Consider the following 25,540-nt stretch of genomic DNA (forward strand, 5'->3'; position numbering starts at 1 on the left):
CCAACGCTCGAGGGGCGGAATCGAACCCGCTGCGAAAACGTATCGGGACGGCCTCAGACGGGCGCCGCAGGGCTCAGTGGTCGTGATCGTGGTCGTGCGAGTGGCCGCCGTCGGACCCGTGGTCCGACGAGGATCGCCTCGCGTCGCTCGGCTCACCGCCGTCGCTGGCCTTGTCGAGGTCCCCGCCAGCGACTAAGGCGTCGTGGTCGCCCTCCATCATGTCCATGTTCTTTAACGTGTCCCGCTCCTCGAACTCCTCGACGGCGTTCAGGAGGTCCTGCTGGGTCAGCGTCGTCCGGTCCTCGGTGAGGGCCTCGAGGACCGCCTCCCGGAGGACCATCCGGAGGTCGCTGCCGGTCAGCCCCTCGGTGACGTCGGCGATGAGCTGGGGGTCGAACTCGTCGATGTCCATCGTCCGGGTGATGAGCCCGAGGATGTCCGCCCGCATGCCCTGGTCGGGTTTGGGGAAGTTGATGATCTCGTCGAAGCGCCGCCAGGCGGCGTCGTCCAGTTGGTCGGGGTGGTTGGTCGCCCCGATGAGCAAGACGTCGTCCTCGATGAGCGAGATGTTGTCGATGCTCTTGAGCAGGGTGTTGACCGCTCGCTTCAGGGCGGCGTGTTCGTCGCTGCGGCGGGTCTTGGCGACGAAGTCGAACTCGTCGATAAAGAGGATACACGGGGAGAGTCGCTTGGCGACCTCGAAGGTCTTGTCGACGTTTTTCGCCGTCTCGCCGAGGTACTGCGAGGTGATCATCGAGAGTTTGACCTCGACGAACGGCAGGTCCATGTCCTGTGCGAGCGCCTGTGCGGTCGAGGTCTTCCCGGTGCCCGGCGGCCCGACGAACAGCAGCTTCCCGATCTCGCGCAGGCCGATGTCGGCGAGGTAGTCGCGGTGTTCGATCGCCTTCGAGATCTTGTTGAGTTCGTTCTGTTGGTCGTCGGTCAGCACGAGGTCGTCCAGCGACATGTCGACCTCCTCGGGCGCGCGGACTTCCACGAGGTCCAACATTTCCTCGTCTTCCTCCTCGTCGAAGTACTCGTTCAGGAGGCCGTCGATCCAGACCCGATCGGCCTGGATCGGCCGGTTGCGCTCCCGGGCTGCCTCGTGGGAAACGTCGAAATCGTAGTCGTCGTGGCGCTCGAAGTGTTTCGCCAGCGTCGGGTTCTCCAGCAGGCGCTCCGCGTCGACGCGTTCGGCGAACCACTCCTCGGCCATGTTCCGTTGAGCGAGGGTGATCGTCCCCGAGAACTCGTCGCGCTCGGTGAACATCAGGTCGGAAATGGCTTCCCACGGCCGGTCGACATCGGTCGCCTCGCGGGCGGTCGTGGTCGTGACCGAGAGCGGGCGATCGATCCCCGCGGGTTTGCGGCTCGAGCCCCCGTCGTCCCCGTCCTCGTCGACGCCACCGGTCCAGTAGACCCGGCGAAACGCCGGCGGGAGATCGTTCTCGTCTAGCGTCCGGTCGTCCGAATACACGCTCGTCGTGAGCAGGAACTCCACGACATCGAGCGCTGCATCACTCATTCGGTCAACGTATTCACTACACGCTCTTAACAGCGTCGTCCTGCACAACGTCTGCGATTGGCTGGCTCGCGAACGGTCGGCTCGACGCGATTCGGGGGCAAATGGCACAACCGTTTTCGTGTATCGGCTCACAGTCACGTGTATGAACGTGTTGCTGGGTCTGGGCGGCAGCGACGAGTCGGTGAAGACGCTGCGACGGACCATCGAGCGAACGACCGACGTCGGCGACGACCTGACCGTCGCCATCGTCGACAAACCCGAGTCGAAGCGATCGCAAGACGAAATGTGCCAGCAGGCCCGCGAAGCCCTCGACGAGGCTGGCCTCGAGGACAGGCCCGTCGAGAAACTCGAGGGCGATCCGGGCAGCGCGCTCGTCGATTACGCCGAACAGGGCGAGTACGATCAGCTGGTCATCGGCGGCGGGACGCTGAGTCCGATGGGGAAGATACAGCTCGGGCCGATCACCGAGTTCGTCCTGTTGAACGCCCCCACGACGGTCAAGTTGGTGCGATAACGATGTCGGGTTCGCGTCAGTACCCGGACGACCCGTCCGGACCGTTTCCCGCGCCGCCGACGACGATTGAGGACCGCGAGGACCGCCCCATCGAGATCCGCGCCGTCGGCTCGTTCGCCGAGGGGGCACTCGAGGACGTCGTCGAGATGTACCTCGCGTTCGATCCCGCCGATCGGGCACAGGGGATCCCGCCGACCGGCGAGAGCCGCATCCGCAACTGGCTCGAGACGATCGGCGAGGACAGCGTCAACGTCGTCGCCTCCCACGATGGCGACGCCGTCGGCCACGCGATGTTGGTCCCCGACACCGACGATCCGTCGGCGATCGAGGACAACGCCGAGATCGAGTGGGAGCTGGCGATCTTCGTCCTGCAGGCCTATCAGCAGGCCGGGATCGGCACCGTGTTGCTCGAGAACCTACTGGGCCACGCGGCCGAGATCGGAATCGAACGCGTCTGGCTGACCGTCGAGCGCTGGAACAACCCGGCGATCGCCCTCTACGAACGGGTCGGGTTCGAATCGACGGGGACCGAGAGCTTCGAACAGGAGATGGCGATCCTGCTCGATCCCGAGGGCTGACACGGTCTACTGTAACGAGTTGACGGTGGAACCGCAGGGCGATCGCGGTCCCACCGGCGATGACTCGCAGTCGCCCGTATGGAACGGTCGCCGTCGCTACACCGATAGCACGGGTTGGCTCGCGTAGGAGAGGACGTACTCGGCCGCCTGCTCCAAGACCTCCGCCTCGGTGCCAGTAACCGGTTCTCGAGGGAGGACGACGAAGTCGGCGTCGACGGCGTCGGCCGTGTCGAGGACGACGTTGCCCGGATGGCGGGTCTTGCGCGTCTGCGAGAAGCCGTCGTCGACGGAGGTCGCGAGGTCGACGTCCGCGTCGGCGGCGATCCGCCGGACGTCGTCGAAGAACTCCTGTGTCGTCTCCGCGACGTCGGTCTCGTCGACCGTCCCGGCGTCCAACCCGCGGACGACCCCGCGTCCAAGGACGAACAGCGCGTGGACGCTGGCGTCGTAGCGGTCCGCGACCGCGACGGCGTACTCGACGGCGGTGGCTGACTCCTCGCTCCCGTCGACCGTCACCAGGACGGTGTCGACGGTAACCGGCTCGCTGGCGTCCATACGCGGCAGTGGGTGGGCCGGCATGAAAAAGCCATCCCACCGCGGCGGCACCGGGACGCCCGTTCGCCCCGTCGAACGGGGAGGTTTAAGCGTTCCCGACCGAAACCCCCGCTATGTTCGATACCGTCGTGGTCGCGACCGACGGCTCCGACAGCGTCACGCGAGCGGTCGACGTCGCGCTCGATCTCGCCGCCCGCTTCGAGGCCGACGTCCACGCCCTCTCGGTAGTCGACGCGAGCGAAGTCGACGCCTCGCCCCAGCAGCTCCGGGACGAACTCCGCACCGCGCTCGAGACGACCTCGGACGCGGCGCTGGCCACCGTCGAGGACCGAGCCGACAGGGGGGTAACGACCGCGATACGCGACGGCCGGCCCGCCGCCGAGATCTGTGAGTACGCCCGCGAGGTCGACGCCGACGTCGTCGCGACCGGGACCCGCGGTCGCCACGGCGAGAACCGGCTCCTGCTCGGCAGCGTCGCCGAGCGGGTCGTCCGTACCTCACCTGTGCCCGTGCTGACTGTCCGCCAGCTCGAGCCGGCCGGAGACGACGGGGGCGAGTCGGCGGTCGACGCCTGACCCCGCCGGGCGCGTCGATGCCGGCCCGTGGCGCTCTCGAGACCGGCGGTTACTTCCCCGCCGGTCACCCACGGGGAACCATGTACGACGAACTCATCGAGAGCGGCGATCTCCCGCTCTCGCGGAAATCGGTCCTCCCGGGAACCGGCTTCTTTCTGCCCGACGAACTCGAGGAGGACCTCGAAGAACAACAGGCCGCGGCCGCCCTCGAGGGAGCCGAGGTCGCGGTCGTTGCGGACCCGGACGCCGACGGACTGGCCTGCGTGGCCCTGCTTCGCGAGGCCTACGACGACGTCCGGAACGTACCCGAACCGGAGGATTCCGGGGCCGGGGACGACGGTGCCGAACCGGTCGCCGACGCGACCGACGACATCGACGAGGCGGCGCCTCCCGTCGCGGCCGGCGAGGACGACGACCCGCTCGAGGAACCCGAGCCGACGCCCCACGGCGTCGCCTTGATCCCCGCCAGCCCCCACGACGTCGAGGACGCACTGGCCCGCGTCGCCGAGTACGGCGACGAGGGGATCGACCTCTATGTCTGTGACCTCGCGCCGGACAAATACGAGTACGTCGAGTCGGAACTCGACGCGGCCCTCGAGACGGCCGACCGGGTCTCGTGGTACGATCACCACCAGTGGGGCGATGACGTCGCGGCGGCGGTCCGCGAGGCCGGCGTCGACCTCGTGATCGGCGACTCCGACGAGGAGTGTTCCGCCGACGTGGTCTATCGCTCGCTCGAGTACGAGTTCGACCCGATGTACGAGGAACTCGCGGCGGTCACGCGGGACCACGACCTCTGGCTACGGGAGGACCCCCGCAGCGACGATCTGGCGGACTACGCCTACTGGACCGACCCCGCCGAATACGTCGAGGTCGTCCGCGAGTACGGCGCCGACCTGCCCGCGTGGGCCGAGGACTACATCACCGAGCGCCGCGTCGAGAAGGAGGCGCTGATCGACCGGGCGGTCGGGCGCGCGGCGTACCGCGAGATCGGCGGCTACACCGTCGGCGTGACCTACGGCCGCTGTTCGCAAAACGAGGTCGCGGAGGCGATGCGCGAGGAAGGGGCCGACGCCTCGGTGATCGTCAAGCCCGCCGGCTCGGCCTCGATCCGGGGCACCGACGCGTTCGACCGCTGTCACGAGGTCGCGGGGAAGGTAAACGGCGGCGGCCACCCGAAGGCCGCCGGCTGCAAGCCCGACATCTACGACGACATGCTCGACTTCGCGAACCACTGGACGACCCGCGGCGCGGTGACCAAGCAGGTCATCCTCGACGCGTTCCGCGAGGTCGTCGACGAGGCGACCGAGGACGGCGAGAGCGGTAGCGACGACGGCGAGAACTGATCGGCTCGAAGAGCGCCCATCTCGGTTTCTCTTGCTAACAAGAGCGGAACCATCGAGACATCACTCCCTGCTGACCGGCCGGTATGCGGTGGCGCGCACTGTCGACCGGCCGAACGATAGTGAGGACGGGAGACGACACTGTGCGAGGGATGAGCGAGGGAGTCTCGCGACCGAGCGAATCGGCTGGGGAGGGCGTGGCCCCTCCGTGTTGCCACGATAGCAGAACTCCGTCCCACAGCCACGTTCCGTATCGATCACGCCGTTTGTGAAAGAGCCGCTCGAGTACGTCTCCTAGCCTCGAGACGCGAAGTACCGTATTACGAGCTGTAACACGTGGACGAAGACGCCGGCGACGGCGATGTAGACGCCGATCGTCTGGAGCGCGACCGACGCGGTCCGCTCGTCCCGGACCTTCCAGATCTCCCAGCCGAGTCGCAACAGAAAACCCAGAAAGATCAGGACGAAGCCGACGATCAGGACCGGCGCGTAGAACGTCCCGGCGACGATGGCGACGAGTCCGCCGATGAAGGCGTAGTTAGCGTACGACCCCCAGTGTTCGAACGTCGTCGAGCGGGCGTAGACGTAGGCGGCGATGACCGCCGTCAGCACCGCGACGACGACGGCCGTCGCGGCGAGGACGGTCAGTTGGGACTCCCGCGGCACGAACCGCAACACGCCGGCCCCGAAGACCCCGAAGGCCAGTTGGAGGATCGCCATCCCGACGACCGCGATCCCGGTGTCGCCGCCCGAGACGCCGCGCTCGGCGACCAGCTGGCCGGCCATGATCGCCGCGCCGTAGACCAGCGCGCCGACGATCGGCACCGAGAAGAGGAAGTCGTTGACCGCCGCCAGCGGCGTCGTCGCCAGCGCGTACATCACCGCGACGTTGATCGCCAGCAGGAGGCTCGCGCCGCCGATCACCCGCGCGTCCCGACTCGAGAGACCGAACCCGCGGCGGGTCTCGGACGGCGTTCCGGTCGCGCTCATGACGGGGGAAACACCGGTGCGGCGCAAAAGCCTGTGGCCTACCGATGACTGCACTCTCGCAGCCGGGCCGGGGCTTACGCCTCCGTCACGTTCCAGCGGTCGGAAAACGCCGTGCCACAGGTACACTGGGCGTAGGCGTGGATCACGTCGCCGTCGGCGTAGATACCGCCGACCTCTTCGTTCTGTTCCTCGGCGAAAGCGAAGACGAACTGGATCGTGTGGTCGCCGTCGTCGGCCGCGTCCGGACACTGCGCGCCCGCGAGGTCGTCGTCGATCTCCCCTTCGGTACTCATCGCGGACTTGGCGAACTCCATCGCGCCGGTACCGGTCGCCGCCTGGAACGCGTTACGGCCCCGTTCGCCGTCGACGACGATCAGCGTCCCGTCCGCGACGGGCTCACCGAACTGCGCCAAGCGGTCGTCCGAGACGAACGAATCGGCCAGAAACAGCGCCACGTCCTCGGGGCGATCGCCGGCGAGGAACTCCGCGCGTTGGTCAGTCATGGCCCCGGATTCGCGCTCGAGGTGGAAAAAGGACCGTATTCGCGGTTCGCCGCGCCATCGGTCGGCGACAGCCACGGCAGGCCGATCGCGCGTGGCTACCCGTCCTCGAGGTCCTTCGCGATCTCGCTGAGGCTGTCGCTTGGCGGTTCGCGGGCGTCGTAAAAGACCGTCTCGCCGGGCGCGCGACAGCCGTAGAGGAACTCGGGTTCGACGACGTCGATAAGCACCGAGCCGCCGAGGGGAACGTCGTGATCGTCGACCCACTCGGGAAGGCGGTCGGTCGCGCCGCTGGGATCGCGGGCACCGTCCGGCGTCTCGTAGACGCCCGGCACCGACAGCTCGTCGCCGGTCAGTGCGCGCTCGATCTGTGCGAACAGTTCCTCGCCCTCGAGGACGAGCCGGACGACCTCGTCGGTCGGAAAGGCGTCGCGGTCGTCGGCCGGCACCTCGAGTTTGACCCCGGTGGCCGTCTCCGTACACGTCGCACGGACCGTCCGCACCGAGGGATGATCGCTCGAAATTCTATCTGACATGGAAAACGGATGGCGAGGGCGTTACTCGTCGTCGCCGTCGCCGAGGAGTTCGTCGACATCGCTGCTACCGCGCTCGGAGATCGAGGCGTTGATCTGGGCGACGGCGTCGGAGACCTCGCGGCCGCGGACGGTGATCCGGCGGCGCTCGCCGTCACGGGACGGCTTGTAGCCGGTCTGTCGACCGTTCATCAGCACTTCCTTCAGGTTCGAACCGGCGACCTCGTCGTTGAGCGGGCGGCCGGCCTCGTCGGAGCCGCCGGTGATCTCGAGCGTGTAGCCGTCGAGCCCGACGGCACCGCCGTCGACTTCCTCGCCGATCGACTTGCCGATAAAGCGGTTCGCGTCCTGTTCCTCCGCCTCGAGCTGGTAGGACGACCCGGAATCGGGGTCGCCGACAACGACAGTGAAACTTGCCATGCCCGACGGAAGACGGCCGTCGCTCAAAAGAACATCGATCGTCACCCAACTTTTGCGCTGCGGGCCGGCTTCGCCGACCCTCGGCAAAACTTGGATGAAAAGCACTCCTCCCTCCGTTCCGAGCGCTCCGCGCTCTCCACATCGGTCGTCGGCCCGCTCGCTCGCCCGGTCTCACGGCCTTCGGCCGTTCGACGTATCGCGGCGCTACGCGCCGCGTGCGGCCTCGCTCGCGGTGATAAACGGGGGGCGGCCTGCCCTCCCCCGGGTCGGACGGCTCTCGCAACGCTCGAGCCGTCCTCCCGGCCATCGAACCGTCTTCGACGCTTTGCCCGCCCGTTCCGCTCGAACAGTCAAGTACCTGCAACGCCTACCTCGAGCCGTGTTCATCGATCCGGGGCGACTCGAGGGTCGCCTGCGCGAGGAGTTCGGCGGCACGATGGGCCAATCGCGGGTCGTCGTCCGGCAGGCCGTCGACCTCGCGGACGCCGGGAAATACGAATCGGACGTCGGGACCGCGCTGACCAACGAGATCGTCCTCGAGGAGTTGGCCGACGCCCCCGAAGGAACCCCACCGGAGCGGTGGAACTGGTGGATCGGCTCGCTCGAGCTTGCATACGGCGGCTACGGCCGCTTCGACATCCGCCAGTATCGGAAATAACGATCCGCAACGAAGAGTAACACCGATTGTCCTCCGGGCCGTAGGGGTCCCCGATGAGCGAACTGTCGCGACCGGTCTGGCCGGCGTACCCGCTATCGATACTCGTCGCCGGCCTCGGCCACTGTTATCTCGGCCGGTGGAAACGCGGCGGGATCTGGTTCCTCTGTTACGGCCTCGCGCTCGTGTTCCTGAGCGCGCGAACCGTCTCGGGTGCGCTCAGCCTCGAGGAACCGTTCGTGGTGACGGCGCTGCAGTTCGACGCCGTGAGTTACACCGACGTCGCCGTCCCGCTGACGATCCTGCTGGTCTGTCTGCTCGATGTCTATCTCATCGGGCTGGCCGAACGGACCACCCTCCCGCCGGCCGGGGCGGACGACCGTCGCTCGAACAGTTCCTGACGACCCCGCCGGCGACGGCGGCCTGGGGTGGCCCCGCGTGTTTTTGTGCCCGTCGACCGAACGACGACCATGGGACGTCTCAGTTCCGTCCTGCTCAAAGGGCTCGGCGCGGTCGTCCTCGCAGTCGTCGTGCTGAGCGTCGTCGCCACGATCGTCGGCATCGCCCTCTCGGTGATCGCGGCCGTCCTCTCGTTGGTGCTGACGCTTGCCGTCCTGTCGCTGGTCGTCCTGGCCGCCGTCGGTCTGTTCTCGTTGTTCGGCGCGGACTCGAGCGCCGGGAGCGACTCGGACACGCCGGCCGAAACCCGCCCCGATCCAGAGGAACGCGTTCGCTCCCGGTACGTCGACGGCGACCTCGACGACGAGGAGTTCGAACGGGAACTCGAGCGGGTTCTCGGCGAGGAGACGGTCGGCGTCGACGACATCGAGACCGATCGATCGCGTCGTCGGCACCGAGAACGAGAGCGGCGGTGACGGAGCCGCGGATCGGCGCGGCCGTTACTCGTCCAGCGCTTCGATTCTGCTCACCACTTCGTCGGCCGTTTCGACCGACCCGTCGCCGGAGACCGCGTATAGGACGAGTCCGAGGACACACCAGCCGAGGACGATGAGCCACTCGTAGGGCCACAACAGTGCCGACTGGCCGCCCGGAAGATAGAGCGTGATGAAAATCGCCGTTGCCACGAACCCGAGGATACCGACGACGGGGCCACCGGGGACCTCGTACGGCCGATTCATCTCGGGTTCACGGTAGCGCAGAACCAGAAACGAGACGACGACGAGGAACCAGGCGACGACGATGCCGAGGCCGCCCGCGTTGACGATCCACGTAAGCATCTGTTCGCCGAAAAACGGCGCGAGCGCGGACAGGCCGCCGACCAACAGGATCGCGTTGCTCGGAGTGTTGTGTTTCGGGTGGACTTTCGAAAGGGGTTCCGGGAGCATCCCCGACTCCGAGAGTGCAAAGAGCGCTCGACTCCCGCCGATGATGAACGCGTTCCAACTCGTGAGGATTCCCGCGACGCCCGCGAGAGCCATGAGTTGGCCGGCGGTCGAACTGTCGTACAGTTCGGCCATCGCCGCCGCCGCAGGGAGCGAACTATCGACGAGGGCACTCCCGGAGAGCGCGCGACTCGAGCCCCAGATGACGGCCATGTAGAACAGGGCGGCCAACCCGACGGCGAGGATGATCAGCAGGCCCAGCGTCCGCGCCGGAATGTCGGCTTCTTCGGCGGATTGTGGAATAACGTCGAAGCCGACGAACATAAACGGCGTCATCAATACGACGGTGAAGATGCCAGCGGTCCCGGCGCCGAACGAGCTATCGGGCGACGGTTGCCCGTTGGTAACTGCCCCGCCGATCAGGATGAGGCCGGCGAGCGCGATGATGACGGTCATGATGATCTGGAACTGCGCGGCGACCCGGATCCCGATATAGTTCAGGTACGTGATACCGAGCGTGCCGAATACGCCGACGAGAATCCACGTCGCGTACACCGGTTCGCCGGCGACGTCCCAGAGCGGGATCGCATTGAACCCGGGGACGATAAACGCCATCGCGGACGGGAGCGCGACCGCTTCGAACGCGGCGACGGTAACGTATCCGAAGACGATCGCCCAGGTGCAAACGAACGATCCGGTCGGTCCGAGGGCGCGGAGGCTATAGACGTGTTCGCCCCCGACTAACGGCATCGCAGCGGCGAGTTCGCTGTAAATGATCGCGACGATACCGACGACGACGGCTCCTCCGAGAAACGCGACGATCGCTCCCAGTGGGCCCCCATCGTTGATCCAGTCACCGGCGAGGATGATCCATCCCCACCCGATCATCGCTCCGAACGCCAGAATCAGCATCTCTTTGCTTCCGAGCGCCTTCTCCAGTCCGCTCTGTGTTGTCTCTGACATGGTGTGTCTTGTGACTTCTTAACATGTACCGCATGCATACGCCCCCACTTATATCTTCCGCCAGTATTGTATATTTACCAGGAACAGGTATCTGCACTGCTAGCTATCCAACTTCACCATCTAATATTGTATATTTAGCAGAATCGTTCGGCCGGCGATTACCGGCGAGCGGACGCCCAAAGGGACTCGAGAACAGCCACTCGAAGGGACCGCACAGAACGTCACGATTCCAACCTAATTGGATAATATATGATATTCCATTCTTTGTTGGCTATATTCCTATTCTGCTGCACCGAGATAGGAACCGAACCAAATATATCCAAAGAGTGTGACTAGGGCACATGGCCGTAGGCCCATCGATCGACGAGCTTCACTTCGCGACCGAACCATCGGTCGACGAGGTGCCGGGACCGAACTCACGGAAACTACTGGAACGACAACGGGAAATCGATAGCAACGCAGTGGCGTATCCGCGCCGCGTCCCCATCGCGCTCGAAGAGGCCCGGGGAGCGACGGTTCGGGACGCCGACGGAAACACGTTCCTCGATTTCTTCGCGGGGATCGGCGTCCTGAACGTCGGTCACTCGAACCCCTACGTTCTCGAGGGGACCCAAGAGCAACTCGAGTCGATCGCACACACGATCGACTTCCCGACCGAGGCGCGGGTCGATCTCATCGAGAAACTGCGAACGATCGCCCCGGGCGGGTTGGCCGGCTCGAGCAACGTCGTGTTCGGCGGTCCGAGCGGGAGCGACGCGATCGAGGGATCGATCAAACTCGCCAAACACAACACTGGACGCCACGGAATTTTGGGCTTCGAGGGGGCGTATCACGGGACGACCGCCGGCGCGCTCAGTCTCACCGCGGGCAAGAAGTACAAAAAAGGGTACGGCCCGCTACTGGCGGACGCCGTTCACGTCCCGTATCCGACGCGGGACGCGGGCGCTGGTGGCCGGGACGCGTGTGAGCGGTGTCTCGACGCCGTCAAACGAAAGTTCGAGGCGCCCTACGGCGGTCACGAAACGCCCGCCGGCATCTGGGTCGAGCCGATCCAGGGCGAGGGTGGCGTCGTCGTGCCCCCGGAGGGCTTTCTCCAGGGGCTTCGCGACATCGCGGACGACAACGACGCGATGTTGATCGTCGACGAAATCCAGACCGGACTGGGTCGGACCGGCGAGTGGTTCGCGACCGACCACTTCGACGTGACTCCCGACGCGATCACGATGGCGAAGGCACTGGGCGGGACCGGCCTGCCGATCGGGGCGATGCTCTATCACGAGGACTTCGATACGTGGGGGCCCGGCGGCCACGTCGGGACCTTCCGTGGCAACGCGCCGGCGATGGTCGGCGGGCTGCGAGCGATCGAGTACATCGAATCCCACGACCTGCTGTCACACGCGACGGCGCTCGGACAGTATCTCCGCGATCGGCTCGACGAGGTCGCGGAGACGACGCCGGAACTGGTGGACGTGCGAGGCAAGGGGCTCTTCGTCGGCGCGGAGTTCGTCGACGCCGACGGCGCTCCCGGCGCCGATATCGTCGAAACGATCCAGACCCGCTGTTACGAGAACGGACTCCTGGTCTGGAACGCCGGCCGACACGGGAACGTCTTGCGGCTGATCCCGCCGCTCGTCCTCACCCGCGAACAGGCGGAAGTCGGGATGAACATCCTCTGTAACGCGATTCGAGCGAGTACCACGGAGGGACGGAACTGATGTTCGATTTCCTCGATCTCGAGTCGGAACTGACGGACGAAGAGCGCCTGATCCGGGACACGGCACGCGAGTTCGTCGACGATCGGGTGCGCCCGAACATCGGCGACCACTTCGAGAGCGGGAGCTTCCCCACCGACCTCATTCCGGAGATGGGCGAGATGGGGTTTTACGCCCCCAATCTCGAGGGCTATGGCTCGCCGAACGTCTCCGAGACGGCCTACGGCCTGTTGATGCGGGAACTCGAGGCCTGTGACTCGGGGCTGCGCTCGATGGCCTCGGTACAGGGTGCGCTCGTGATGTACCCGATCCACACCTACGGTTCAGACGCACAGAAAGAGGAGTGGCTGCCGAAGCTCGGCAACGGTGAGGCCGTCGGCTGTTTCGGGCTGACCGAACCCGAACACGGCTCGAACCCGTCGGCGATGGAAACCCGTGCCGAAGCGGACGGCGACGGCTACGTCCTCAACGGCTCCAAAACCTGGATCACGAACTCGCCGATCGCCGACGTGGCCGTCGTCTGGGCGCGTGATCAGTCGGCCGAGGATGACCCCGTTCGCGGGTTCCTCGTCGAGACCGACCGCGACGGCGTCACGACCAACAAGATCGACGACAAACTCTCGCTGCGGGCCTCGATCACGGGCGAGATCGGCCTGAACGACGTCTACGTGCCCGAAGAGAACGTCCTCCCGGGCGTTTCCGGAATGAAAGGGCCACTGTCCTGTCTCACACAGGCTCGGTTCGGCATCGCCTGGGGTGCCGTCGGTGCCGCTCGGGACTGTTTCGAGACGGCGCGGGCGTACGCGAAAGATCGCGACCAGTTCGGCGGTCCGATCGGTCGATTCCAGCTCCAGCAGCGCAAGCTCGCGGAGATGGGCACCCAGATCACGCTCGCCCAGTTGCTCGTCACCCGTCTCACCGAGCTGAAAACACGCGGCGAGATGCGTCCCCAGCACGTCTCGATGGCCAAACGCAACAACGTGCGGATGGCGCGCAACCAGTCGCGGATCGCCCGCGAGATGCTCGGCGGCAACGGCATCACCACCGACTACTCGCCGATGCGACACATGGCCAACCTCGAGACGGTCTACACCTACGAGGGTACCCACGACATCCACACGCTCGTCCTCGGCGAGGAGTTCACCGGCATCCCCGCCTATAGTAGCCGCTGAAACGATTGACACACTGATCGCACTGCCGTCGTGTGAGCAGGTGTGTATTGACTGTCAGTGGCACGATACGAATGAGCGATCGGAACGCGTCGCGGAGATACCGCCGTCGCTATTCCGTCTCGTCCGAGAGACCGTGTGCCTCGAGAAACGATGCCCGATCGTAGTCGCGCAGGGTGCCGATCCCCTCGCTGGTCTTGATCGTCGAGATGACGAACTTCGAACTCGTCCGGTTGATTTCGTCGATCGATTCGTAGTCCTCGACGAGTCGTTCGACCATATCCCGCGAGGTCAGTCGCCCGATGAGGATGAAGTCGGTGTCACCCATCGTGAAATACACCTGGTTGATCCCCTCGATATCGGCGAGTTGTTCGCCGACCCGTTCGTGATACCCCTCATCGAACTCCGCCCAGACCTCGGAGATGACGGTCAGCCCCAGGCCGACTTCGTCGAGATCGAGTTCGTACAGATCGTTCGTGATGACGCCCGCCTCTTTGAGATTCTGCAGGCGATAGTGGACCGTCGACTTCGGGATCCCCGTTTCCTCGTGGATGATTTCCGTGTTATCGGTCTCCCGATCGGCGATCGCAAAGAGAATCTTGACGTCCCGCTCGTCGAGTGTGTTGTTCATCCGTGCGTTCGTTTGACGTACCCGAGCCTATTCTCTTTCGGTGATCAGTCCGCCGGGCCGATCGCGAGTATGCAGCCGGGTGTAACCGATGGCGTCAAACGGTCCGGACCGTTACCGCTCGGTAATGGACGTACGGTTTCTCGGCGGTGCCGGCGAGATCGGTCGGAGCGCGCTCTGTATCGACGAGAGGCTCGTTCTCGATTTCGGAATGGACTCGGGGAACCCGCCGGCGTTCCCGATCGGCGACGTCGACCCCGGGGCCGTCGTCGTCAGCCACGGCCACCTCGATCACGTCGGTTCGGTACCGGCACTGCTGTCCGGCGACGCCCGCCCCGAGATCCACTGGACGCCGCCGACCTACGACCTCACGATGGTCCTCGCTCGGGACACGCTGAAGCTCCACGGCGGCAGCTACGACTGCCCGTTCACCGAGGCGGAACTCGCCCGCGTCGCCGAAGTCTCCGAGACCCATGGCTACGAGGCCTCCTTCGAGGCCGCGGGCTACGAGGTCACGTTCTTCGACGCCGGCCACGTCCCCGGCAGCGCCCACGTACTGGTCGACGACGGCGACACGCGGCTGCTCTACACGGGAGATTTCCACACTGACGATCAGCGTCTGGTCTCGGGAACCACCGCACGACCTGACGCCGACGTTGTCATCTGCGAGAGTACCTACTCCGACGTCGAGCACGAAAATCGAACCGAGGTTGAGAAACGATTCGCCGAGAGCGTTAAGACAACGCTCTGGGAGGGAGGGACGGTCGTCGTTCCTGCATTTGCGATCGGACGAACGCAAGAGATGATGCTCATCTGTGACGCCTACGACATTCCCTGTTACGTCGACGGAATGGGAAAGCAAGTAACAGAGATGCTCCAGCAGTATCCCGAGTTCGTTCGGGACGAAGACGCGTTTCGACGAGCAAAATCTCACGCCCGGTTCGTCACCGGGCGGAACGGCCAGCGGAAGCGAATTACCGACCAGAAAGCAGCGATCATCACTACCAGTGGAATGCTGTCTGGTGGCCCCGCTATGACCTATATCCCTGAAATTCGGTCGAATCCGACGAACAAGGTCACGATGACGGGCTATCAAGTTGAGGGGACGCCGGGGCGAGACCTCGTAGAGACAGGTAGCGCTGAGATTGACGGGCGCGTAATGCCGGTCAGCGCCAAGGTAGAGCAGTATGACTTTTCAGCACACGCTGACCGCAATGGACTCTTTGAGTTTCTCGACCCGTACGAAGATTCACCCATCCTGATAAACCACGGTGACCGTTGCGAGCGCTTTGCTACTGAACTTCAGGAGGCCGGCTTTGAGGCAACTGCGCCTGAAGTCGGCTCTGTGGAGACCATTTGAGTAATCAACCTAGACGAGAATCCGACTTGTATGGGTACCTTCGTCGGTGTGGACTGGGGTGGGAAAAGATGGGTTACTGTCGAGGAACATGATGGGACACTCAGTTTTGCGACTGAACCGTCTTTTCAGGCAGTGTGCGACAGACATGACGACGCTGACCTACTCCTCATAGACATCCCAATTGGACTTCCCGGTGACTCGAATATGAGTCCTAGGGACTGTGACGAAGCAGCCCGCGAACTCGTTCACCCGTCTCGGAAAGCATCGGTTTTCGATGTGCCAGCACGCCAAGCAGTACAAGCTGCGACCTACGAGAGCGCCCGTGAGAAGAATCTCAAAGTCGTAGGTGAGGATATTGGCCCACAGACGTGGGGTATCATGGAGCGGATTCACGAAGTTGACCTCTTCATGCGCGAATCAACACCAGAAGTCTCCGTTCGAGAGAGCCATCCAGAGGTCTGCTTCGCTACTCTCTCAAAATCTGAGTCGGTCATGTCCGACAAGAGCGATGCCGAGGGCATGGAGAGACGGTTATCGATCTTAGAAACCGTGTCTCCCTCGTATCGGAATGCCTTCGAAGGACTGGAGGAGGAGATCAGGTCGAAGGCTGCTTGGAAGCGACGAATCGGTGTGGGAATGCTAGATGATGTTGTCGACGCGCTTGTACTCGCCGCCACTGCACGACTGTGTTATGAACATGGAGCTGAGGTCTTAGGCGGCCAAACTGATGGTGAAGGCCTGCCGATGGAGATTGTCTATCCATCCTACGAATAAACACTAACTCTATTGTCGTTATTCCCACTCCCTTCGCAATCTATTTGGGGTCGATTTCCGCCAAAGAGCCCGCTAATGGCGGACTAGATTGGAATGATGGCCTTGATTGATTTCTACCTACTCAGTATCCACATTATTGCTAGGAACAGACTTTTCATCACAGGATAGAGATGTCCAGAGTATGTCACGGCGGATATTAGAACACGGACAGGGGGAAGACATCACCACCCGGAAGGGATTAGTCGATTACCTGGACGGATTAGTTGAGAACCTCTATAGTAGGCTTGATTCCTTTGAGCAATCGCCAGTGAACGGGAGAATCTATCCCGCATCCTCAATCAACTATACAAGAAACAATGGGCACGTACAAACGGCCAGTTCGCCGGCGTACTGGGGTGGGATCTGGTCGCTGTCCTGCTGCAAGCATGATATGCGGCAGGAGCACTTCTTCGACTACTTTGAGGAACAGGACTCCGGTGTCCTCCGGCCGACGGAACCGTTATTCATCTTTACTACTGCTGGCAAAGAGGGTTCAGAGCGGCCCGAGTGGGCTGAATCGAGACGCCGGTGGATCGTGAGTATCGCCTTGGTTACGCACGCATTCCGTGACATGGAGGACTATGGGCGGTTCCTGCTAGACCAGAACGAGTCGGCTTGGAAGCCGCGTATCTCGACTGACCCAGACGACGATTCTGCGTGGGCACGGAAGTACGGAGATTGCCACGCACTGGTCGATAACGACGAAGTCGTCGGAACAGATGCCCCATACCCAGAGCACGATCACGTCTCCAGTTCCGGGACATCCTCCTGTGGCTGCTCGGAGACTGTCAACCGAGAGTACGATCACGTCTATCACAAGGATATAGATCCCAACCGGCTCAAATTCGTGTCTACGTCTGAATATTGGATGAGTTGGAATGAGCCAGCATTCTATTGGACTGTTGGGAACGGACCTGATCGATACGGTGGCGGGCAAGGTACTCGTGCATACGATAGTGACCGGAGAATGGGTACTGACACGATTGTCGATTCCCTTCACGAGGCCTTCTAATGACGGTTGTCCTCGTTGGTGTGGGTGCCGATTCAGAGCATCTCAAGCCAAAACTACAGCTCACAGAAGAGGGATATTTCGACTACATCCCGATTCCAGAATCTTATCCTACAACTGAGACCCTGACATACGGAACTCTGGACCTCGACCACCGAGATGGCACCGCAGACGATTACGTCACGGCGATCAGTCCTAAAGGAGAGGATAGTGATTGGATCGACAACCCCATCGAGATCGAGTCGCATCCGGTTCATCATGACCCCAACTTCGAAGCGATGACGTTCGGTGATCGACGAGGCGGTGGCGGGAAAGGCAGTACGCTCGTCGACAACTTCGGCTCATCTGATGAAACAGATGTTCTCGGCTTTTACACAGGCCTCAAAGAGGGAGCGAGTGATTCGAACCTCAACCGATTCCTGTACGGCTATATGACTGTTGAGGCGGTCCATGATCTCTCTACGTTAGATGGAGATGAATATCATAACGCGCTGCGTGAGTTCCCCGAGAACGCGCATACAAAGCGGTTAGAAGCGGCTGAAACTCCAAAGCACGACGACATCGTAATCGTCGAGGGGCTGTCACCGACTAAAAAACTTGACCAGCCTGTGCGGATTAGTGAACGGATTGACCAAGCACCGTGGTACCGTGTCACTCGGGGATTTGCCGATGAGTACAACGTCGAAGGTGGTCAGAAGGGAATCGGCCGAAAGTTTCCGCTCGTACTCGATATGGATGGTGAGGAGTTCATCGACAAGGTCGCATCGGCATCTGATACGAGGTGAGTAGGAGATTACAGCCATGTGGCCCTGCTGACCGAGACATACTGAACACTGCGCGTAATGGGAACTTGTGAGTTACCGACTCAGTATCGTCAAGAAGTCTCTCGGGAAGAACGCGAGATACAGTTGTGACTCCTGAATGTAACCGGCGAGTCGGGTAACAAAGTAGGATCATGACCGCTAGCAGACTACTTGTATATCTTCGTTTCCGATGCTCCACGGCGGCCCCGCGATGACCTACGTCCCTGCCGTTCGCTCGCACCCGACCAACAAGATCGCCATGACCGGCTATCAGGTCGAGGGGACGCCGGGCCGGGACCTGCTCGAGACCGGCAGCGCCGAGATCGACGGCCGGATGCTGCCGGTCAGCGCGCAGGTCGAGCAGTACGACTTCTCGGCCCACGCAGACCGCGACGGGCTCCGCGAGTTCCTCTCGGCCTACGAGGACGCGCGCGTGCTGGTCAACCACGGCGACCGCTGTGCGGCGTTCGCCGCGGAGCTTCGTACCGATGGCTTCGACGCTGCCGCGCCGGAACTCGGCGACCGCTGCGAGTGCTGACGATGTGGCCGAGCCGCCACTCGCAGGAGCCGGTCCGGCACGTTCAACGCCGACCGTTTTGACCGCCGTCCCCGTCGGACCTAGTATGAGCGATCCCGATTCCACGGCCGGTCCCGAGACGGACGTCGACCTCGACGACCTCGAGCTGAGCGACGCCGAACAGGCGGCGCTACACGAACTCCAACTCGGGACCGAACACGTCCACCGCGCCTACGGCACCCTGCTCGAGTTCCACCACGAACTCGGGCACGCGATGGATCGGATGGGCGACGCCGAGGACCGACTCCGCGAGGCCGGCCACGAGGAGTGGGCCGACGCCCTCCGGGACGAGCATCTCCCCGCGGGCGCGATCAGCGACGAGTGGACCTTCGAACTCGTCGAGGAGTTCTCGGGGGAGTTCCTCGACGAGGTCGACACCTTCGAGGAGGAAGTCAGGGAGGAACTGGCCGACGGGGTCGACCACGTGACCGAGCGCCGCCAGAAGCGGCGGTTGCGCGACCGGGCGAAGGACCGATAATCGAGATTGCTGCTATCGTGTCAAGCAGGAACCTCCATCAGCGATCCTGCTTAGAACTCGAATAGATCGCGGTATTCTTTCGGGAGCGATGCCACGTATTCTTCGCACATTCGTTCATTGACATCGGTCCGTTGGATTCGGGGTGCATCTTCTGTTTCGAATACTTGTTCATCATCGATATCTGTCTCTTCGATAGCGGTTGCTAGCTTCTGTTTGTCGACACTGAGGACCGTCTTTGGATCGATACCAGCACGGTCAAGCGTATCGAGGACTTCGTCTTCATCCCTCACGTACCGTCGCTGCGTAGTATACCGACGAATCTCTCCGTAATCAGATTCCACGGCCCGATCATCGTGAATTCGCTCTAGCAACGCGTCTCGGACGACCTCGCGGGCATCGTTCGAAGATCGAGTGATCGTTGACAACAATGCATACAGGTTCGTTAGACGGAACGGATCTAGCTCGTCAAGTGAGTCGAAGTCATACTCGTCGACCAGCGCGAAGAAAGCAAGTGTTTCGTAAGCGAATTCGATCGGTAATTCGCTTGCTTCCGTCTCGTTGGTATCCTCTTGTTGCCGTTTGCGTGCCATAACGAACGCACGCGCACCATCGTGTCCGAGCTGATCCCACGAGTGGTTTTCATCGTGAGTCCCACTGATGTGAGCCGCGACCGATCGAATCCCGTTCTCGTATTCACAGCCCTCAACGGGACATTCGATCGGATCGTACGCATCGGGTTCGCTCATTCGGTTATGCATTCCAGTCAGGTCGAATAAATGTTTCATTCGAACTATCCGAGACGCAGCCCTCCCGGACCGAGACCCGTTCGTCGGCGAACCGAACCAGCGGACGGTATCATCTCTACCGTGGGACCAATAGCGGTCGTGCGGTAACAGGAGGTGCAGCATAACACGAACTCATTTGCTCGACGGTTCATCAACCCTAACCGTCGCTACAGGTCGTCGATAATCTCGTCGGCGAACGTCGCCAGTGCGGCCTCACGGTCGTCGTTTTGAATCCCGATAATCGCGTGATCGAGGCCGTACGTCTCGAGTCGGCGGAAATAGTCCCGGAACCACTCGACACCGGCCCGAAAGCCCAGGTGGAGCGGCTCGGGGTCGGCCGTCCGGTCGTCGGCCAGCTCGACCCGGACCGCGATGGCGAAGGGCTTGTCGCCGGCGGCCGCGCGCCACTCGGCAAGATAACTCTCGAGGGTCGATTCGGGGAGGTGATAGAACAGCCAGCCGTCGCCGTGGTCGGCGATCCACTCCTGGGACTGGCGGGCGTTGCCGGTCGGCAACAGCGGGATCGTCTCGGTCGTCGGCTTCGGGACCACATCGAGGTCGCCCTCGAGCCGGCCCCACCGGCCCTCGAGTTCGGGGAACTCCTCGCGCCAGACCGTCCGGAGGGCGTCGACGGATTCCCGAAACAGCGCGCCACGCTCCTCGCGGTCGACGTCGAAGGCGGGGTACTCGGGGTCGCGATCGCCGGAGGCGACCCCGAGGACGAGTCGCCCGTCGGACAGCCGGTCGACCGTCGCGGCCGACTTCGCGACGTGGAGCGGATGGCGGAGCGTGAGGACGACGCTCGAGGTGCCGAGCGCGATATTATCGGTCCGGGCCGCGACGTGAGAGAGCCACGGCCAGGTGTCGAACGTCTGACCGGCATCGCCGAACTTCGGCCAGTAGGTCGGCACGTCGCGAGCCCAGAGGCCGTCGAAGCCGACGGCTTCGGCGTGTCTCGCGAGTTCGACTTCGGCCTCGATGTCGGGCGTCGATCGGTTCGCTCCGGTCAGGGGAAAGCCGGCACCGAAGGTCAAGCCGTCCGGTTCGAACAGTCGTCGATACCCAGCGTTTTCGTGTCCGTCGACGGGCATTCGGTCGTGCTATCCGGCCGAACGGTATGACGGTGGCGTTGTCCGGTATCGTTGCCGGCATCGGTTGGCAGCCCTCGGCTATGATCGGGTAACGGGAACCGACCGCCGGGAGCGTCGCCACTCGAGTCCGGTAAAAAAGACAGAATTGAGAGTCGCGAGCAGCCGATCAGTCGTCGGCGGGCGTCGCGCCGCCCTCGTCGCTCTGGGCCTGTTCTTTCGTCCAGGAGAGCTTGCCGCCGGCCGCGAGGATCGCGCGTTCGCGCTCGGAGGCGTCGAGCGTCGCGGTGTACTCCTCGCCGTTGACGCGGACGGTGAACTCCTCCTGTCCGGAGGTGACGGCGTCGTAGACGTCGTCGACGATCTCGACCTCGTCGCCCTGGTCGATGTCGGCGTAGGTGTCCTCGTCGATCGTCAGCGGAACGATCCCGAAGTTGAAGAGGTTCGCGCGGTGGATGCGAGCGAAGCTCTGTGCGAGGACGGCCTCGATGCCGAGGTACATCGGACACATCGCCGCGTGTTCACGCGAGGAGCCCTGTCCGTAGTTCTCGCCGGCGACGAGGACGCCGCCGTCGGCCTCACGGGCGCGCTCGGCGAACGTGTCGTCGACACGGGAGAGGGTGAACTCGGAGAGCTTGTCGATGTTCGACCGGTACATCAGGATGTCCTGGGTCGCAGGAATGATGTGGTCGGTCGTGATGTTGTCCTCCATCTTGAGGAGGGCCTCGCCAGCGATGTCGGCGTCGAGCTGGTCCTTCAGCGGGACGTCGCCGATGTTCGGGCCCTTGACGAGTTCGTCGTCGGGGGCTTCCTCGGGCGTGATGAGGTCCGTCTTCGAGCCGTCGTACTCGTCGGGCAGCTCGATGCCGGGTGCCTCGAGACCGTCTTCCTCGTCGGCGAGGTCGCGCGGGTCGATGATTTCGCCCTTGATCGCCGCGGCGGCGGCGACCTCCGGCGAGCAGAGGAAGACGTTGTCGTCCTCGATACCCGAGCGGCCCTCGAAGTTGCGGTTGAACGTCCGCAGCGAGACCGAATCCGAGGAGGGGACGTGGCCGATGCCGATACAGGCACCACACGTCGCCTCGGAGAAGTTGACGCCGGCGGCCATCATCTCCGCGACCCAGCCCTCGCGGGCGAGCATCTCGGAGGCCTGCTTGGAGCCGGGCGCGACGATCATCTCGGTCGTGGAGTTGACCTCGCGGCCCTCGAGCATCTTCGCGGCCGGGAGGACGTCCTCGTAGCCGCCGTTGGTACAGGAGCCGACGATGACCTGTTCGACGGACTGGCCGGCGACCTCACGGACCGGCACGACCTTGTCCGGCATCGAGGGCTGTGCGATCAGCGGCTCGAGGTCGGAGAGGTCGACGACGATCTCGTCGTCGTACTCGGCGTCGTCGTCGGGCTGGAGCCGCTCGTACTCGTCGCCGCGGTTGAGACGCTCGAGGTAGTCTTCGGTCTGCTCGTCGGTCGGGAAGATCGACGAGGTTGCGCCCAGTTCGGTGCCCATATTGGTGATGGTCATCCGCTCGGGCGCGGTCAGCGACTCGACGCCGGGGCCCGTGTACTCGAGGATCTTGCCGACGCCGCCCTTGACCGTCAGGCGACGGAGCAGCTCCAAAATGACGTCTTTCGCGGTGGCCCACTCGGGGAGTTCGCCCTCGAGGCGGACGTTGACGACTTCGGGCATCTCGATGTAGTAGGGCGCGCCGCCCATGGCGACGGTGACGTCGATCCCGCCGGCGCCGATGGCGAGTTCGCCGAGGCCGCCGGGCGTGGGCGTGTGGCTGTCCGAACCCAGCAGGGTCTTGCCGGGGGCCGCGAAGTTCTCGCGGTGGACGTTGTGGCAGATACCGTTGCCGGGTCGAGAGAAGTAAGCGCCGTATTTACCGGCCGCAGAACGCAGGAAACGGTGGTCGTCGGTGTTCTTAAAGTCGAACTGATAAGTCTGGTGGTCGCAGTACTGCGCGGCGATTTCGGTCTGGACTTCGTCCAGTCCCATCGCTTCGAACTGGAGCCAGACCATCGTTCCGGTCGTGTCCTGGGTAAGTACCTGGTCGATCTCGATCCCGATCTCCTCGCCGGTCTCGAGTTCGCCCTCGACGAGGTGGTCGTCGAGAATCTTTTCGGTGAGAGTCTGTCCCATAGCACCCAAAAGTCGGCCGTCCGTCCTGATAAATCCAGCGTGTTTCTACCGATGTAGGGCCCAATACCACCTCCCGAATCGGAACACGATCCGTAAATATTGCCGGTCGGCTGCCCGTTCGTTGAACGCAGTTTCAGCAGGACCAGATGCTCCCGCAAGGGACACGCGACGACGGGCCGGCCGGCACGAACCGGCGGACGGGACCGTGACGGGCTGGGTCGCGGCGTGACGGATGCTACCGCACCGTCGGGTCACCGCGAACGGATACGCTTTTCTCAACGCCGCGGCGTCGAACCAACACGATGTTCCGTTCCGGTGCGTTCGTCGCCGACCACGTTTCGCCGACGACCGACGAGCAGGTCCAGCCCAACGGGGTTGACCTGACCGCCGACGTCGTCTTCGAGCAGTTAGAACCGGGCCGCATCACCCGGGACGGGAAGCAGATCGGCGACCGGATCGCCCGCCCGCTCGAGGAACTCGAGGAGGCCGATCCCGACACCTACTATCTGCCGAAGGGGGCCTACGTCGTCCGGTACGGCGAGCGGATCGCGATCCCGGAGGGCCACGTCGGCTTCGTCTACCCCCGGTCGTCGCTCATGCGCAACTCCTGTATGCTCAACACAGCCGTCTGGGACGCCGGCTACGAGGGTCGCGGCGAGGGCCTGTTGCAGGTCCACCACGACATCGAACTCGAACGCGGCGCGCGGATCGCCCAACTGGTCTTTGCCAGGGCCGATCACGAGGACGTCTACGAGGGGAGCTATCAGGGCGAACACCTCGAGTGACCGCGGCCGTTTTTGCCGTTCCCCTCGTAGCCGCTCGTACCGATGATGGCGACCACGCACGTGTTTACCGGGCTCGCGGTCGTCGCCCCCGTCGCGTACCACGTTCCCGAGTTCGGGACGGCGCTCGCGCTCGGGGCGATCCTCGGCGGACTGGCTCCCGATCTCGACCTCGCGTTCGCGCATCGGCGGACGTTTCACTTTCCGGTCGCCGGGCTCGCGGCCGCCGCCCCCGCCGTCGCCGTCGCGGCCGTCGCTCCGGCGAGCGCGACGCTTGCGGTCGCCGCGTTCGCGGTCACGGCCTGGCTCCACGCCGTCAGTGACTCGATCGGCGGCGGGCCGGAGATGGACCCGTGGAACGACCGCTCCGACCGCGCGGTCTACGATCACGTGCGCGGCCGCTGGCTCCGGCCGCGGCGCTGGATCCGCTACGACGGCGCGCCGGAAGACGCCGTTCTCGGCGTCGCGCTCGCGGTTCCGGCCCTGCTCGTCTTCGAGGGATGGCTCGTCACCGCCGCCGCCGGCGGCCTCGCGGTGTCGCTGCTCTACGCGCTCTGTCGGCGACGGCTGGTCGCGTGGACGCCCGACTGGCTCGAGTGACCGCGGACACGACAGCCGTCGCGACAGTCGGGCGATCCGAAGTCGGAACGCTGATACGCCCGCTGTTCGAGCGATGCCGTATGATCGACGTTCTCGCAGCCAGAACACTCCATCTCGTCTTCGCGGCCCTCTGGGCCGGCAGCGTCTGTTTCGTCGCCGCCGTCGTCTTGCCGCTGGCACGCGACGGCGCGTTCAACACGACCCACCCGCTCGAGGTGATCTCGGGGAAGCTGACGACCGTCTCGCGCGTGAGTTCGCTCGTCCTCTTTCTCTCGGGCGGGCATCTGGCGGGGCGGCTCTACACCAGCGAGACGCTCTTTGGCTCGACGAACGGCCACCTCGTCCTTTCGATGCTCGCGCTCTGGCTGGCGCTGACTGCCCTCGTCGAGATCGGGGCGAAGCGACTCGAGACCGGCCTCACGGGCAAGAAGATCCGCGAGCCGGCCAGCGACGCCCTGCCCGTTTTCCGGGCGGCGGCGGTCGCGGCCGTCGGCCTGCTGGTGGTCGCGGGGCTGCTGTCGGGCAACGTCGCCAGCTTCCTGTAGCGGCGACGGACGGTCGGTTTCCGGCGGAACACCTTCGCAACGAACATTCTTGCGAAAGATACTTAGTCAGTTACTGTAAGGTACTCGCTAATGATCAGGGGCAAGGACATGGCCATATCGCTGCTTGCGGTCGGGACGGCCGCCGTCGCCGGCTACGTACTCAGTTCGGAGCGGTCGGCGACCGGCTCCTCGCGATCGAAAGCCGATCTCGGCGCGCGGGTTATCGGCCGGGACGAGGTCCCCGACGACGCCACGGTCGTCGACGCCTCGGCGGATCGACTCGGACGAATTCCCGGCGCGCGGCAGGCGCTCGATCGCGCGGTCCGCAACGGCGCACACGAGGAGTGGGAACACGTCACGCTCGATCGCGACGGCGCGTGGTCGGTCGTCGACCGGATCCGCCAGTCGCTGCCTTACTACGACGCCGACGGCGGCGAGTACAACGGGGTCTACGTCCGGTACAACGACCGCATCGTCGTCCTCGATGCGATCGGCTGGGCCCGCCTCGAGGAACCGATCGCGTAGGTTGCTCCCTCGACCCATGGTATCTCGCC

Annotated in this window: 28 protein-coding genes and 2 pseudogenes; 19 read left to right on the forward strand and 11 right to left on the reverse strand. The window is 64.0% G+C overall.

The genetic code is table 11. From position 1 onward, the window contains the following. Positions 1-73: 73 nt before the first annotated feature. Positions 74-1,525, reverse strand: coding sequence for an ATP-binding protein (locus ACSBP4_RS07725; protein WP_435551836.1), 1,452 nt, complete (start codon positions 1,523-1,525; stop codon positions 74-76). Positions 1,526-1,667: 142 nt separating this feature from the next. Here ACSBP4_RS07725 and ACSBP4_RS07730 point away from each other — a divergent pair, with 142 nt between their 5' ends. Then, complete coding sequence (locus ACSBP4_RS07730) at positions 1,668-2,039, forward strand: universal stress protein (protein WP_006180139.1); 372 nt, start codon at positions 1,668-1,670, stop codon at positions 2,037-2,039. A 2-nt stretch (positions 2,040-2,041) separates the two neighbouring features. Then, positions 2,042-2,617: a GNAT family N-acetyltransferase gene (locus ACSBP4_RS07735; RefSeq protein ID WP_435551837.1), complete on the forward strand. Its 576-nt coding sequence runs from the start codon at positions 2,042-2,044 to the stop codon at positions 2,615-2,617. A 96-nt stretch (positions 2,618-2,713) separates the two neighbouring features. Here ACSBP4_RS07735 and ACSBP4_RS07740 read toward each other — a convergent pair whose 3' ends face one another. After that, entirely contained in the window at positions 2,714-3,172 is a 459-nt protein-coding gene (locus ACSBP4_RS07740) for a universal stress protein (RefSeq protein ID WP_006647860.1), read from the reverse strand. Positions 3,173-3,285: 113 nt separating this feature from the next. Here ACSBP4_RS07740 and ACSBP4_RS07745 point away from each other — a divergent pair, with 113 nt between their 5' ends. Together ACSBP4_RS07745 and ACSBP4_RS07750 are read left to right on the forward strand one after the other, a co-directional pair. Then, entirely contained in the window at positions 3,286-3,747 is a 462-nt protein-coding gene (locus ACSBP4_RS07745; RefSeq protein WP_435551838.1) for a universal stress protein, read from the forward strand. 80 nt (positions 3,748-3,827) lie between these two features. Beyond that, positions 3,828-5,093 (forward strand): DHH family phosphoesterase, encoded by a 1,266-nt coding sequence (locus ACSBP4_RS07750; RefSeq protein ID WP_435551839.1) that lies wholly within the window; start codon positions 3,828-3,830, stop codon positions 5,091-5,093. A 291-nt stretch (positions 5,094-5,384) separates the two neighbouring features. Here the strand turns inward: ACSBP4_RS07750 and ACSBP4_RS07755 are convergent, their stop codons facing one another. From ACSBP4_RS07755 to ACSBP4_RS07770, 4 genes are all read right to left on the reverse strand, one after another. Further along, the gene (locus tag ACSBP4_RS07755) at positions 5,385-6,080 is read right to left on the reverse strand and encodes a hypothetical protein (protein ID WP_435551840.1); all 696 of its coding nucleotides are present in this window, start codon (positions 6,078-6,080) and stop codon (positions 5,385-5,387) included. A 74-nt stretch (positions 6,081-6,154) separates the two neighbouring features. Then, on the reverse strand, positions 6,155-6,583 hold the full coding sequence (locus tag ACSBP4_RS07760; protein ID WP_049905342.1) for a DUF5807 family protein: 429 nt from the start codon (positions 6,581-6,583) through the stop codon (positions 6,155-6,157). 95 nt (positions 6,584-6,678) lie between these two features. Beyond that, complete coding sequence (locus tag ACSBP4_RS07765; RefSeq protein ID WP_049905343.1) at positions 6,679-7,116, reverse strand: DUF7112 family protein; 438 nt, start codon at positions 7,114-7,116, stop codon at positions 6,679-6,681. A gap of 21 nt (positions 7,117-7,137) precedes the next feature. Beyond that, complete coding sequence (locus ACSBP4_RS07770; protein WP_006647866.1) at positions 7,138-7,533, reverse strand: 30S ribosomal protein S6e; 396 nt, start codon at positions 7,531-7,533, stop codon at positions 7,138-7,140. A 379-nt stretch (positions 7,534-7,912) separates the two neighbouring features. Here ACSBP4_RS07770 and ACSBP4_RS07775 point away from each other — a divergent pair, with 379 nt between their 5' ends. The 3 genes from ACSBP4_RS07775 (at position 7,913) to ACSBP4_RS07785 (ending at position 9,063) form a co-directional block, all read left to right on the forward strand. Next, positions 7,913-8,191, forward strand: coding sequence for a hypothetical protein (locus tag ACSBP4_RS07775; protein WP_006647867.1), 279 nt, complete (start codon positions 7,913-7,915; stop codon positions 8,189-8,191). A 53-nt stretch (positions 8,192-8,244) separates the two neighbouring features. Continuing rightward, on the forward strand, positions 8,245-8,589 hold the full coding sequence (locus tag ACSBP4_RS07780; protein ID WP_006647868.1) for a hypothetical protein: 345 nt from the start codon (positions 8,245-8,247) through the stop codon (positions 8,587-8,589). 69 nt (positions 8,590-8,658) lie between these two features. Then, a complete protein-coding gene (locus ACSBP4_RS07785; RefSeq protein WP_435551841.1) occupies positions 8,659-9,063 on the forward strand; it encodes an SHOCT domain-containing protein in 405 nt (134 codons plus the stop codon). A gap of 24 nt (positions 9,064-9,087) precedes the next feature. On the opposite strand, the gene ACSBP4_RS07790 is transcribed toward ACSBP4_RS07785, so the two are convergent. Next, a complete protein-coding gene (locus ACSBP4_RS07790) occupies positions 9,088-10,494 on the reverse strand; it encodes an APC family permease (protein ID WP_049965786.1) in 1,407 nt (468 codons plus the stop codon). A 341-nt stretch (positions 10,495-10,835) separates the two neighbouring features. Between ACSBP4_RS07790 and ACSBP4_RS07795 the strand changes: the two genes are divergently transcribed. Both ACSBP4_RS07795 and ACSBP4_RS07800 read left to right on the forward strand, forming a co-directional pair. After that, positions 10,836-12,209, forward strand: a complete 1,374-nt coding sequence (locus ACSBP4_RS07795; RefSeq protein WP_373631665.1) for an aspartate aminotransferase family protein — start codon at positions 10,836-10,838, stop codon at positions 12,207-12,209. Beyond that, positions 12,209-13,378 (forward strand): acyl-CoA dehydrogenase family protein, encoded by a 1,170-nt coding sequence (locus ACSBP4_RS07800; protein WP_435551842.1) that lies wholly within the window; start codon positions 12,209-12,211, stop codon positions 13,376-13,378. The genes ACSBP4_RS07795 and ACSBP4_RS07800 overlap by 1 nt, the downstream gene beginning before the upstream one ends. Before the next feature lie 109 nt (positions 13,379-13,487). On the opposite strand, the gene ACSBP4_RS07805 is transcribed toward ACSBP4_RS07800, so the two are convergent. After that, positions 13,488-14,006 carry an Lrp/AsnC family transcriptional regulator gene (locus ACSBP4_RS07805; RefSeq protein ID WP_049965783.1) on the reverse strand — a complete coding sequence of 173 codons (519 nt, stop codon included), beginning with the start codon at positions 14,004-14,006 and terminating at the stop codon, positions 13,488-13,490. Between the two features lie 124 nt (positions 14,007-14,130). Here ACSBP4_RS07805 and ACSBP4_RS07810 point away from each other — a divergent pair, with 124 nt between their 5' ends. From ACSBP4_RS07810 to ACSBP4_RS07835, 6 genes and pseudogenes are all read left to right on the forward strand, one after another. Then, positions 14,131-15,363 carry an MBL fold metallo-hydrolase gene (locus ACSBP4_RS07810; protein WP_435551843.1) on the forward strand — a complete coding sequence of 411 codons (1,233 nt, stop codon included), beginning with the start codon at positions 14,131-14,133 and terminating at the stop codon, positions 15,361-15,363. A gap of 30 nt (positions 15,364-15,393) precedes the next feature. Further along, entirely contained in the window at positions 15,394-16,137 is a 744-nt protein-coding gene (locus tag ACSBP4_RS07815; protein WP_435551844.1) for a DUF429 domain-containing protein, read from the forward strand. Between the two features lie 181 nt (positions 16,138-16,318). After that, positions 16,319-17,188 carry a hypothetical protein gene (locus ACSBP4_RS07820; RefSeq protein WP_435551845.1) on the forward strand — a complete coding sequence of 290 codons (870 nt, stop codon included), beginning with the start codon at positions 16,319-16,321 and terminating at the stop codon, positions 17,186-17,188. Beyond that, positions 17,188-17,970, forward strand: a complete 783-nt coding sequence (locus ACSBP4_RS07825) for a hypothetical protein (protein ID WP_435551846.1) — start codon at positions 17,188-17,190, stop codon at positions 17,968-17,970. Before ACSBP4_RS07820 ends, ACSBP4_RS07825 begins: the two co-directional genes overlap by 1 nt. A 202-nt stretch (positions 17,971-18,172) precedes the next feature. Then, positions 18,173-18,526, forward strand: a pseudogene (locus tag ACSBP4_RS07830) (MBL fold metallo-hydrolase RNA specificity domain-containing protein); the annotation flags it as partial. Between the two features lie 85 nt (positions 18,527-18,611). Then, positions 18,612-19,043 (forward strand): hypothetical protein, encoded by a 432-nt coding sequence (locus tag ACSBP4_RS07835; protein WP_049965781.1) that lies wholly within the window; start codon positions 18,612-18,614, stop codon positions 19,041-19,043. Positions 19,044-19,093: 50 nt separating this feature from the next. Here the strand turns inward: ACSBP4_RS07835 and ACSBP4_RS07840 are convergent, their stop codons facing one another. The 3 genes from ACSBP4_RS07840 to ACSBP4_RS07850 all read right to left on the reverse strand — a co-directional run bounded on the left by ACSBP4_RS07840 (position 19,094) and on the right by ACSBP4_RS07850 (position 23,059). Beyond that, a complete protein-coding gene (locus ACSBP4_RS07840; protein WP_435551847.1) occupies positions 19,094-19,789 on the reverse strand; it encodes a hypothetical protein in 696 nt (231 codons plus the stop codon). Positions 19,790-19,995: 206 nt separating this feature from the next. After that, on the reverse strand, positions 19,996-20,919 hold the full coding sequence (locus ACSBP4_RS07845) for an LLM class oxidoreductase (protein WP_435551848.1): 924 nt from the start codon (positions 20,917-20,919) through the stop codon (positions 19,996-19,998). Between the two features lie 166 nt (positions 20,920-21,085). Next, on the reverse strand, positions 21,086-23,059 hold the full coding sequence (locus ACSBP4_RS07850) for an aconitate hydratase (protein WP_049965779.1): 1,974 nt from the start codon (positions 23,057-23,059) through the stop codon (positions 21,086-21,088). A 299-nt stretch (positions 23,060-23,358) separates the two neighbouring features. Here ACSBP4_RS07850 and ACSBP4_RS07855 point away from each other — a divergent pair. The 4 genes and pseudogenes from ACSBP4_RS07855 to ACSBP4_RS07870 all read left to right on the forward strand — a co-directional run. Then, a pseudogene (locus ACSBP4_RS07855) lies at positions 23,359-23,844 on the forward strand (deoxyuridine 5'-triphosphate nucleotidohydrolase); the annotation flags it as partial. Between the two features lie 42 nt (positions 23,845-23,886). Further along, on the forward strand, positions 23,887-24,441 hold the full coding sequence (locus ACSBP4_RS07860) for a hypothetical protein (RefSeq protein ID WP_049905348.1): 555 nt from the start codon (positions 23,887-23,889) through the stop codon (positions 24,439-24,441). Positions 24,442-24,521: 80 nt separating this feature from the next. After that, the gene (locus ACSBP4_RS07865) at positions 24,522-24,986 is read left to right on the forward strand and encodes a copper resistance protein CopD (RefSeq protein ID WP_435551849.1); all 465 of its coding nucleotides are present in this window, start codon (positions 24,522-24,524) and stop codon (positions 24,984-24,986) included. 90 nt (positions 24,987-25,076) lie between these two features. Continuing rightward, positions 25,077-25,511: a hypothetical protein gene (locus ACSBP4_RS07870; protein WP_435551850.1), complete on the forward strand. Its 435-nt coding sequence runs from the start codon at positions 25,077-25,079 to the stop codon at positions 25,509-25,511. Positions 25,512-25,540: the final 29 nt, after the last annotated feature.

Origin of the sequence: Natrinema sp. CGMCC1.2065, from assembly GCF_051225675.1 — an archaeon.
Classification (GTDB): domain Archaea; phylum Halobacteriota; class Halobacteria; order Halobacteriales; family Natrialbaceae; genus Natrinema; species Natrinema thermotolerans.

Excerpts from the sequence above, each read along its gene's own strand:
- ACSBP4_RS07810 (WP_435551843.1), top strand. The coding sequence starts at position 14,131 with ATGGACGTACGGTTTCTCGGCGGTGCCGGCGAGATCGGTCGGAGCGCG.
- ACSBP4_RS07870 (WP_435551850.1), top strand. The coding sequence starts at position 25,077 with ATGATCAGGGGCAAGGACATGGCCATATCGCTGCTTGCGGTCGGGACG.
- ACSBP4_RS07725 (WP_435551836.1), bottom strand. The coding sequence starts at position 1,525 with ATGAGTGATGCAGCGCTCGATGTCGTGGAGTTCCTGCTCACGACGAGC.
- ACSBP4_RS07795 (WP_373631665.1), top strand. The coding sequence starts at position 10,836 with ATGGCCGTAGGCCCATCGATCGACGAGCTTCACTTCGCGACCGAACCA.
- ACSBP4_RS07865 (WP_435551849.1), top strand. The coding sequence starts at position 24,522 with ATGATCGACGTTCTCGCAGCCAGAACACTCCATCTCGTCTTCGCGGCC.
- ACSBP4_RS07755 (WP_435551840.1), bottom strand. The coding sequence starts at position 6,080 with ATGAGCGCGACCGGAACGCCGTCCGAGACCCGCCGCGGGTTCGGTCTC.
- ACSBP4_RS07790 (WP_049965786.1), bottom strand. The coding sequence starts at position 10,494 with ATGTCAGAGACAACACAGAGCGGACTGGAGAAGGCGCTCGGAAGCAAA.
- ACSBP4_RS07840 (WP_435551847.1), bottom strand. The coding sequence starts at position 19,789 with ATGAGCGAACCCGATGCGTACGATCCGATCGAATGTCCCGTTGAGGGC.
- ACSBP4_RS07850 (WP_049965779.1), bottom strand. The coding sequence starts at position 23,059 with ATGGGACAGACTCTCACCGAAAAGATTCTCGACGACCACCTCGTCGAG.
- ACSBP4_RS07800 (WP_435551842.1), top strand. The coding sequence starts at position 12,209 with ATGTTCGATTTCCTCGATCTCGAGTCGGAACTGACGGACGAAGAGCGC.
- ACSBP4_RS07760 (WP_049905342.1), bottom strand. The coding sequence starts at position 6,583 with ATGACTGACCAACGCGCGGAGTTCCTCGCCGGCGATCGCCCCGAGGAC.
- ACSBP4_RS07750 (WP_435551839.1), top strand. The coding sequence starts at position 3,828 with ATGTACGACGAACTCATCGAGAGCGGCGATCTCCCGCTCTCGCGGAAA.
- ACSBP4_RS07815 (WP_435551844.1), top strand. The coding sequence starts at position 15,394 with ATGGGTACCTTCGTCGGTGTGGACTGGGGTGGGAAAAGATGGGTTACT.
- ACSBP4_RS07740 (WP_006647860.1), bottom strand. The coding sequence starts at position 3,172 with ATGGACGCCAGCGAGCCGGTTACCGTCGACACCGTCCTGGTGACGGTC.
- ACSBP4_RS07745 (WP_435551838.1), top strand. The coding sequence starts at position 3,286 with ATGTTCGATACCGTCGTGGTCGCGACCGACGGCTCCGACAGCGTCACG.
- ACSBP4_RS07860 (WP_049905348.1), top strand. The coding sequence starts at position 23,887 with ATGATGGCGACCACGCACGTGTTTACCGGGCTCGCGGTCGTCGCCCCC.
- ACSBP4_RS07845 (WP_435551848.1), bottom strand. The coding sequence starts at position 20,919 with ATGCCCGTCGACGGACACGAAAACGCTGGGTATCGACGACTGTTCGAA.
- ACSBP4_RS07765 (WP_049905343.1), bottom strand. The coding sequence starts at position 7,116 with ATGTCAGATAGAATTTCGAGCGATCATCCCTCGGTGCGGACGGTCCGT.
- ACSBP4_RS07805 (WP_049965783.1), bottom strand. The coding sequence starts at position 14,006 with ATGAACAACACACTCGACGAGCGGGACGTCAAGATTCTCTTTGCGATC.
- ACSBP4_RS07730 (WP_006180139.1), top strand. The coding sequence starts at position 1,668 with ATGAACGTGTTGCTGGGTCTGGGCGGCAGCGACGAGTCGGTGAAGACG.
- ACSBP4_RS07735 (WP_435551837.1), top strand. The coding sequence starts at position 2,042 with ATGTCGGGTTCGCGTCAGTACCCGGACGACCCGTCCGGACCGTTTCCC.
- ACSBP4_RS07825 (WP_435551846.1), top strand. The coding sequence starts at position 17,188 with ATGACGGTTGTCCTCGTTGGTGTGGGTGCCGATTCAGAGCATCTCAAG.
- ACSBP4_RS07835 (WP_049965781.1), top strand. The coding sequence starts at position 18,612 with ATGAGCGATCCCGATTCCACGGCCGGTCCCGAGACGGACGTCGACCTC.
- ACSBP4_RS07780 (WP_006647868.1), top strand. The coding sequence starts at position 8,245 with ATGAGCGAACTGTCGCGACCGGTCTGGCCGGCGTACCCGCTATCGATA.
- ACSBP4_RS07770 (WP_006647866.1), bottom strand. The coding sequence starts at position 7,533 with ATGGCAAGTTTCACTGTCGTTGTCGGCGACCCCGATTCCGGGTCGTCC.
- ACSBP4_RS07820 (WP_435551845.1), top strand. The coding sequence starts at position 16,319 with ATGTCACGGCGGATATTAGAACACGGACAGGGGGAAGACATCACCACC.
- ACSBP4_RS07785 (WP_435551841.1), top strand. The coding sequence starts at position 8,659 with ATGGGACGTCTCAGTTCCGTCCTGCTCAAAGGGCTCGGCGCGGTCGTC.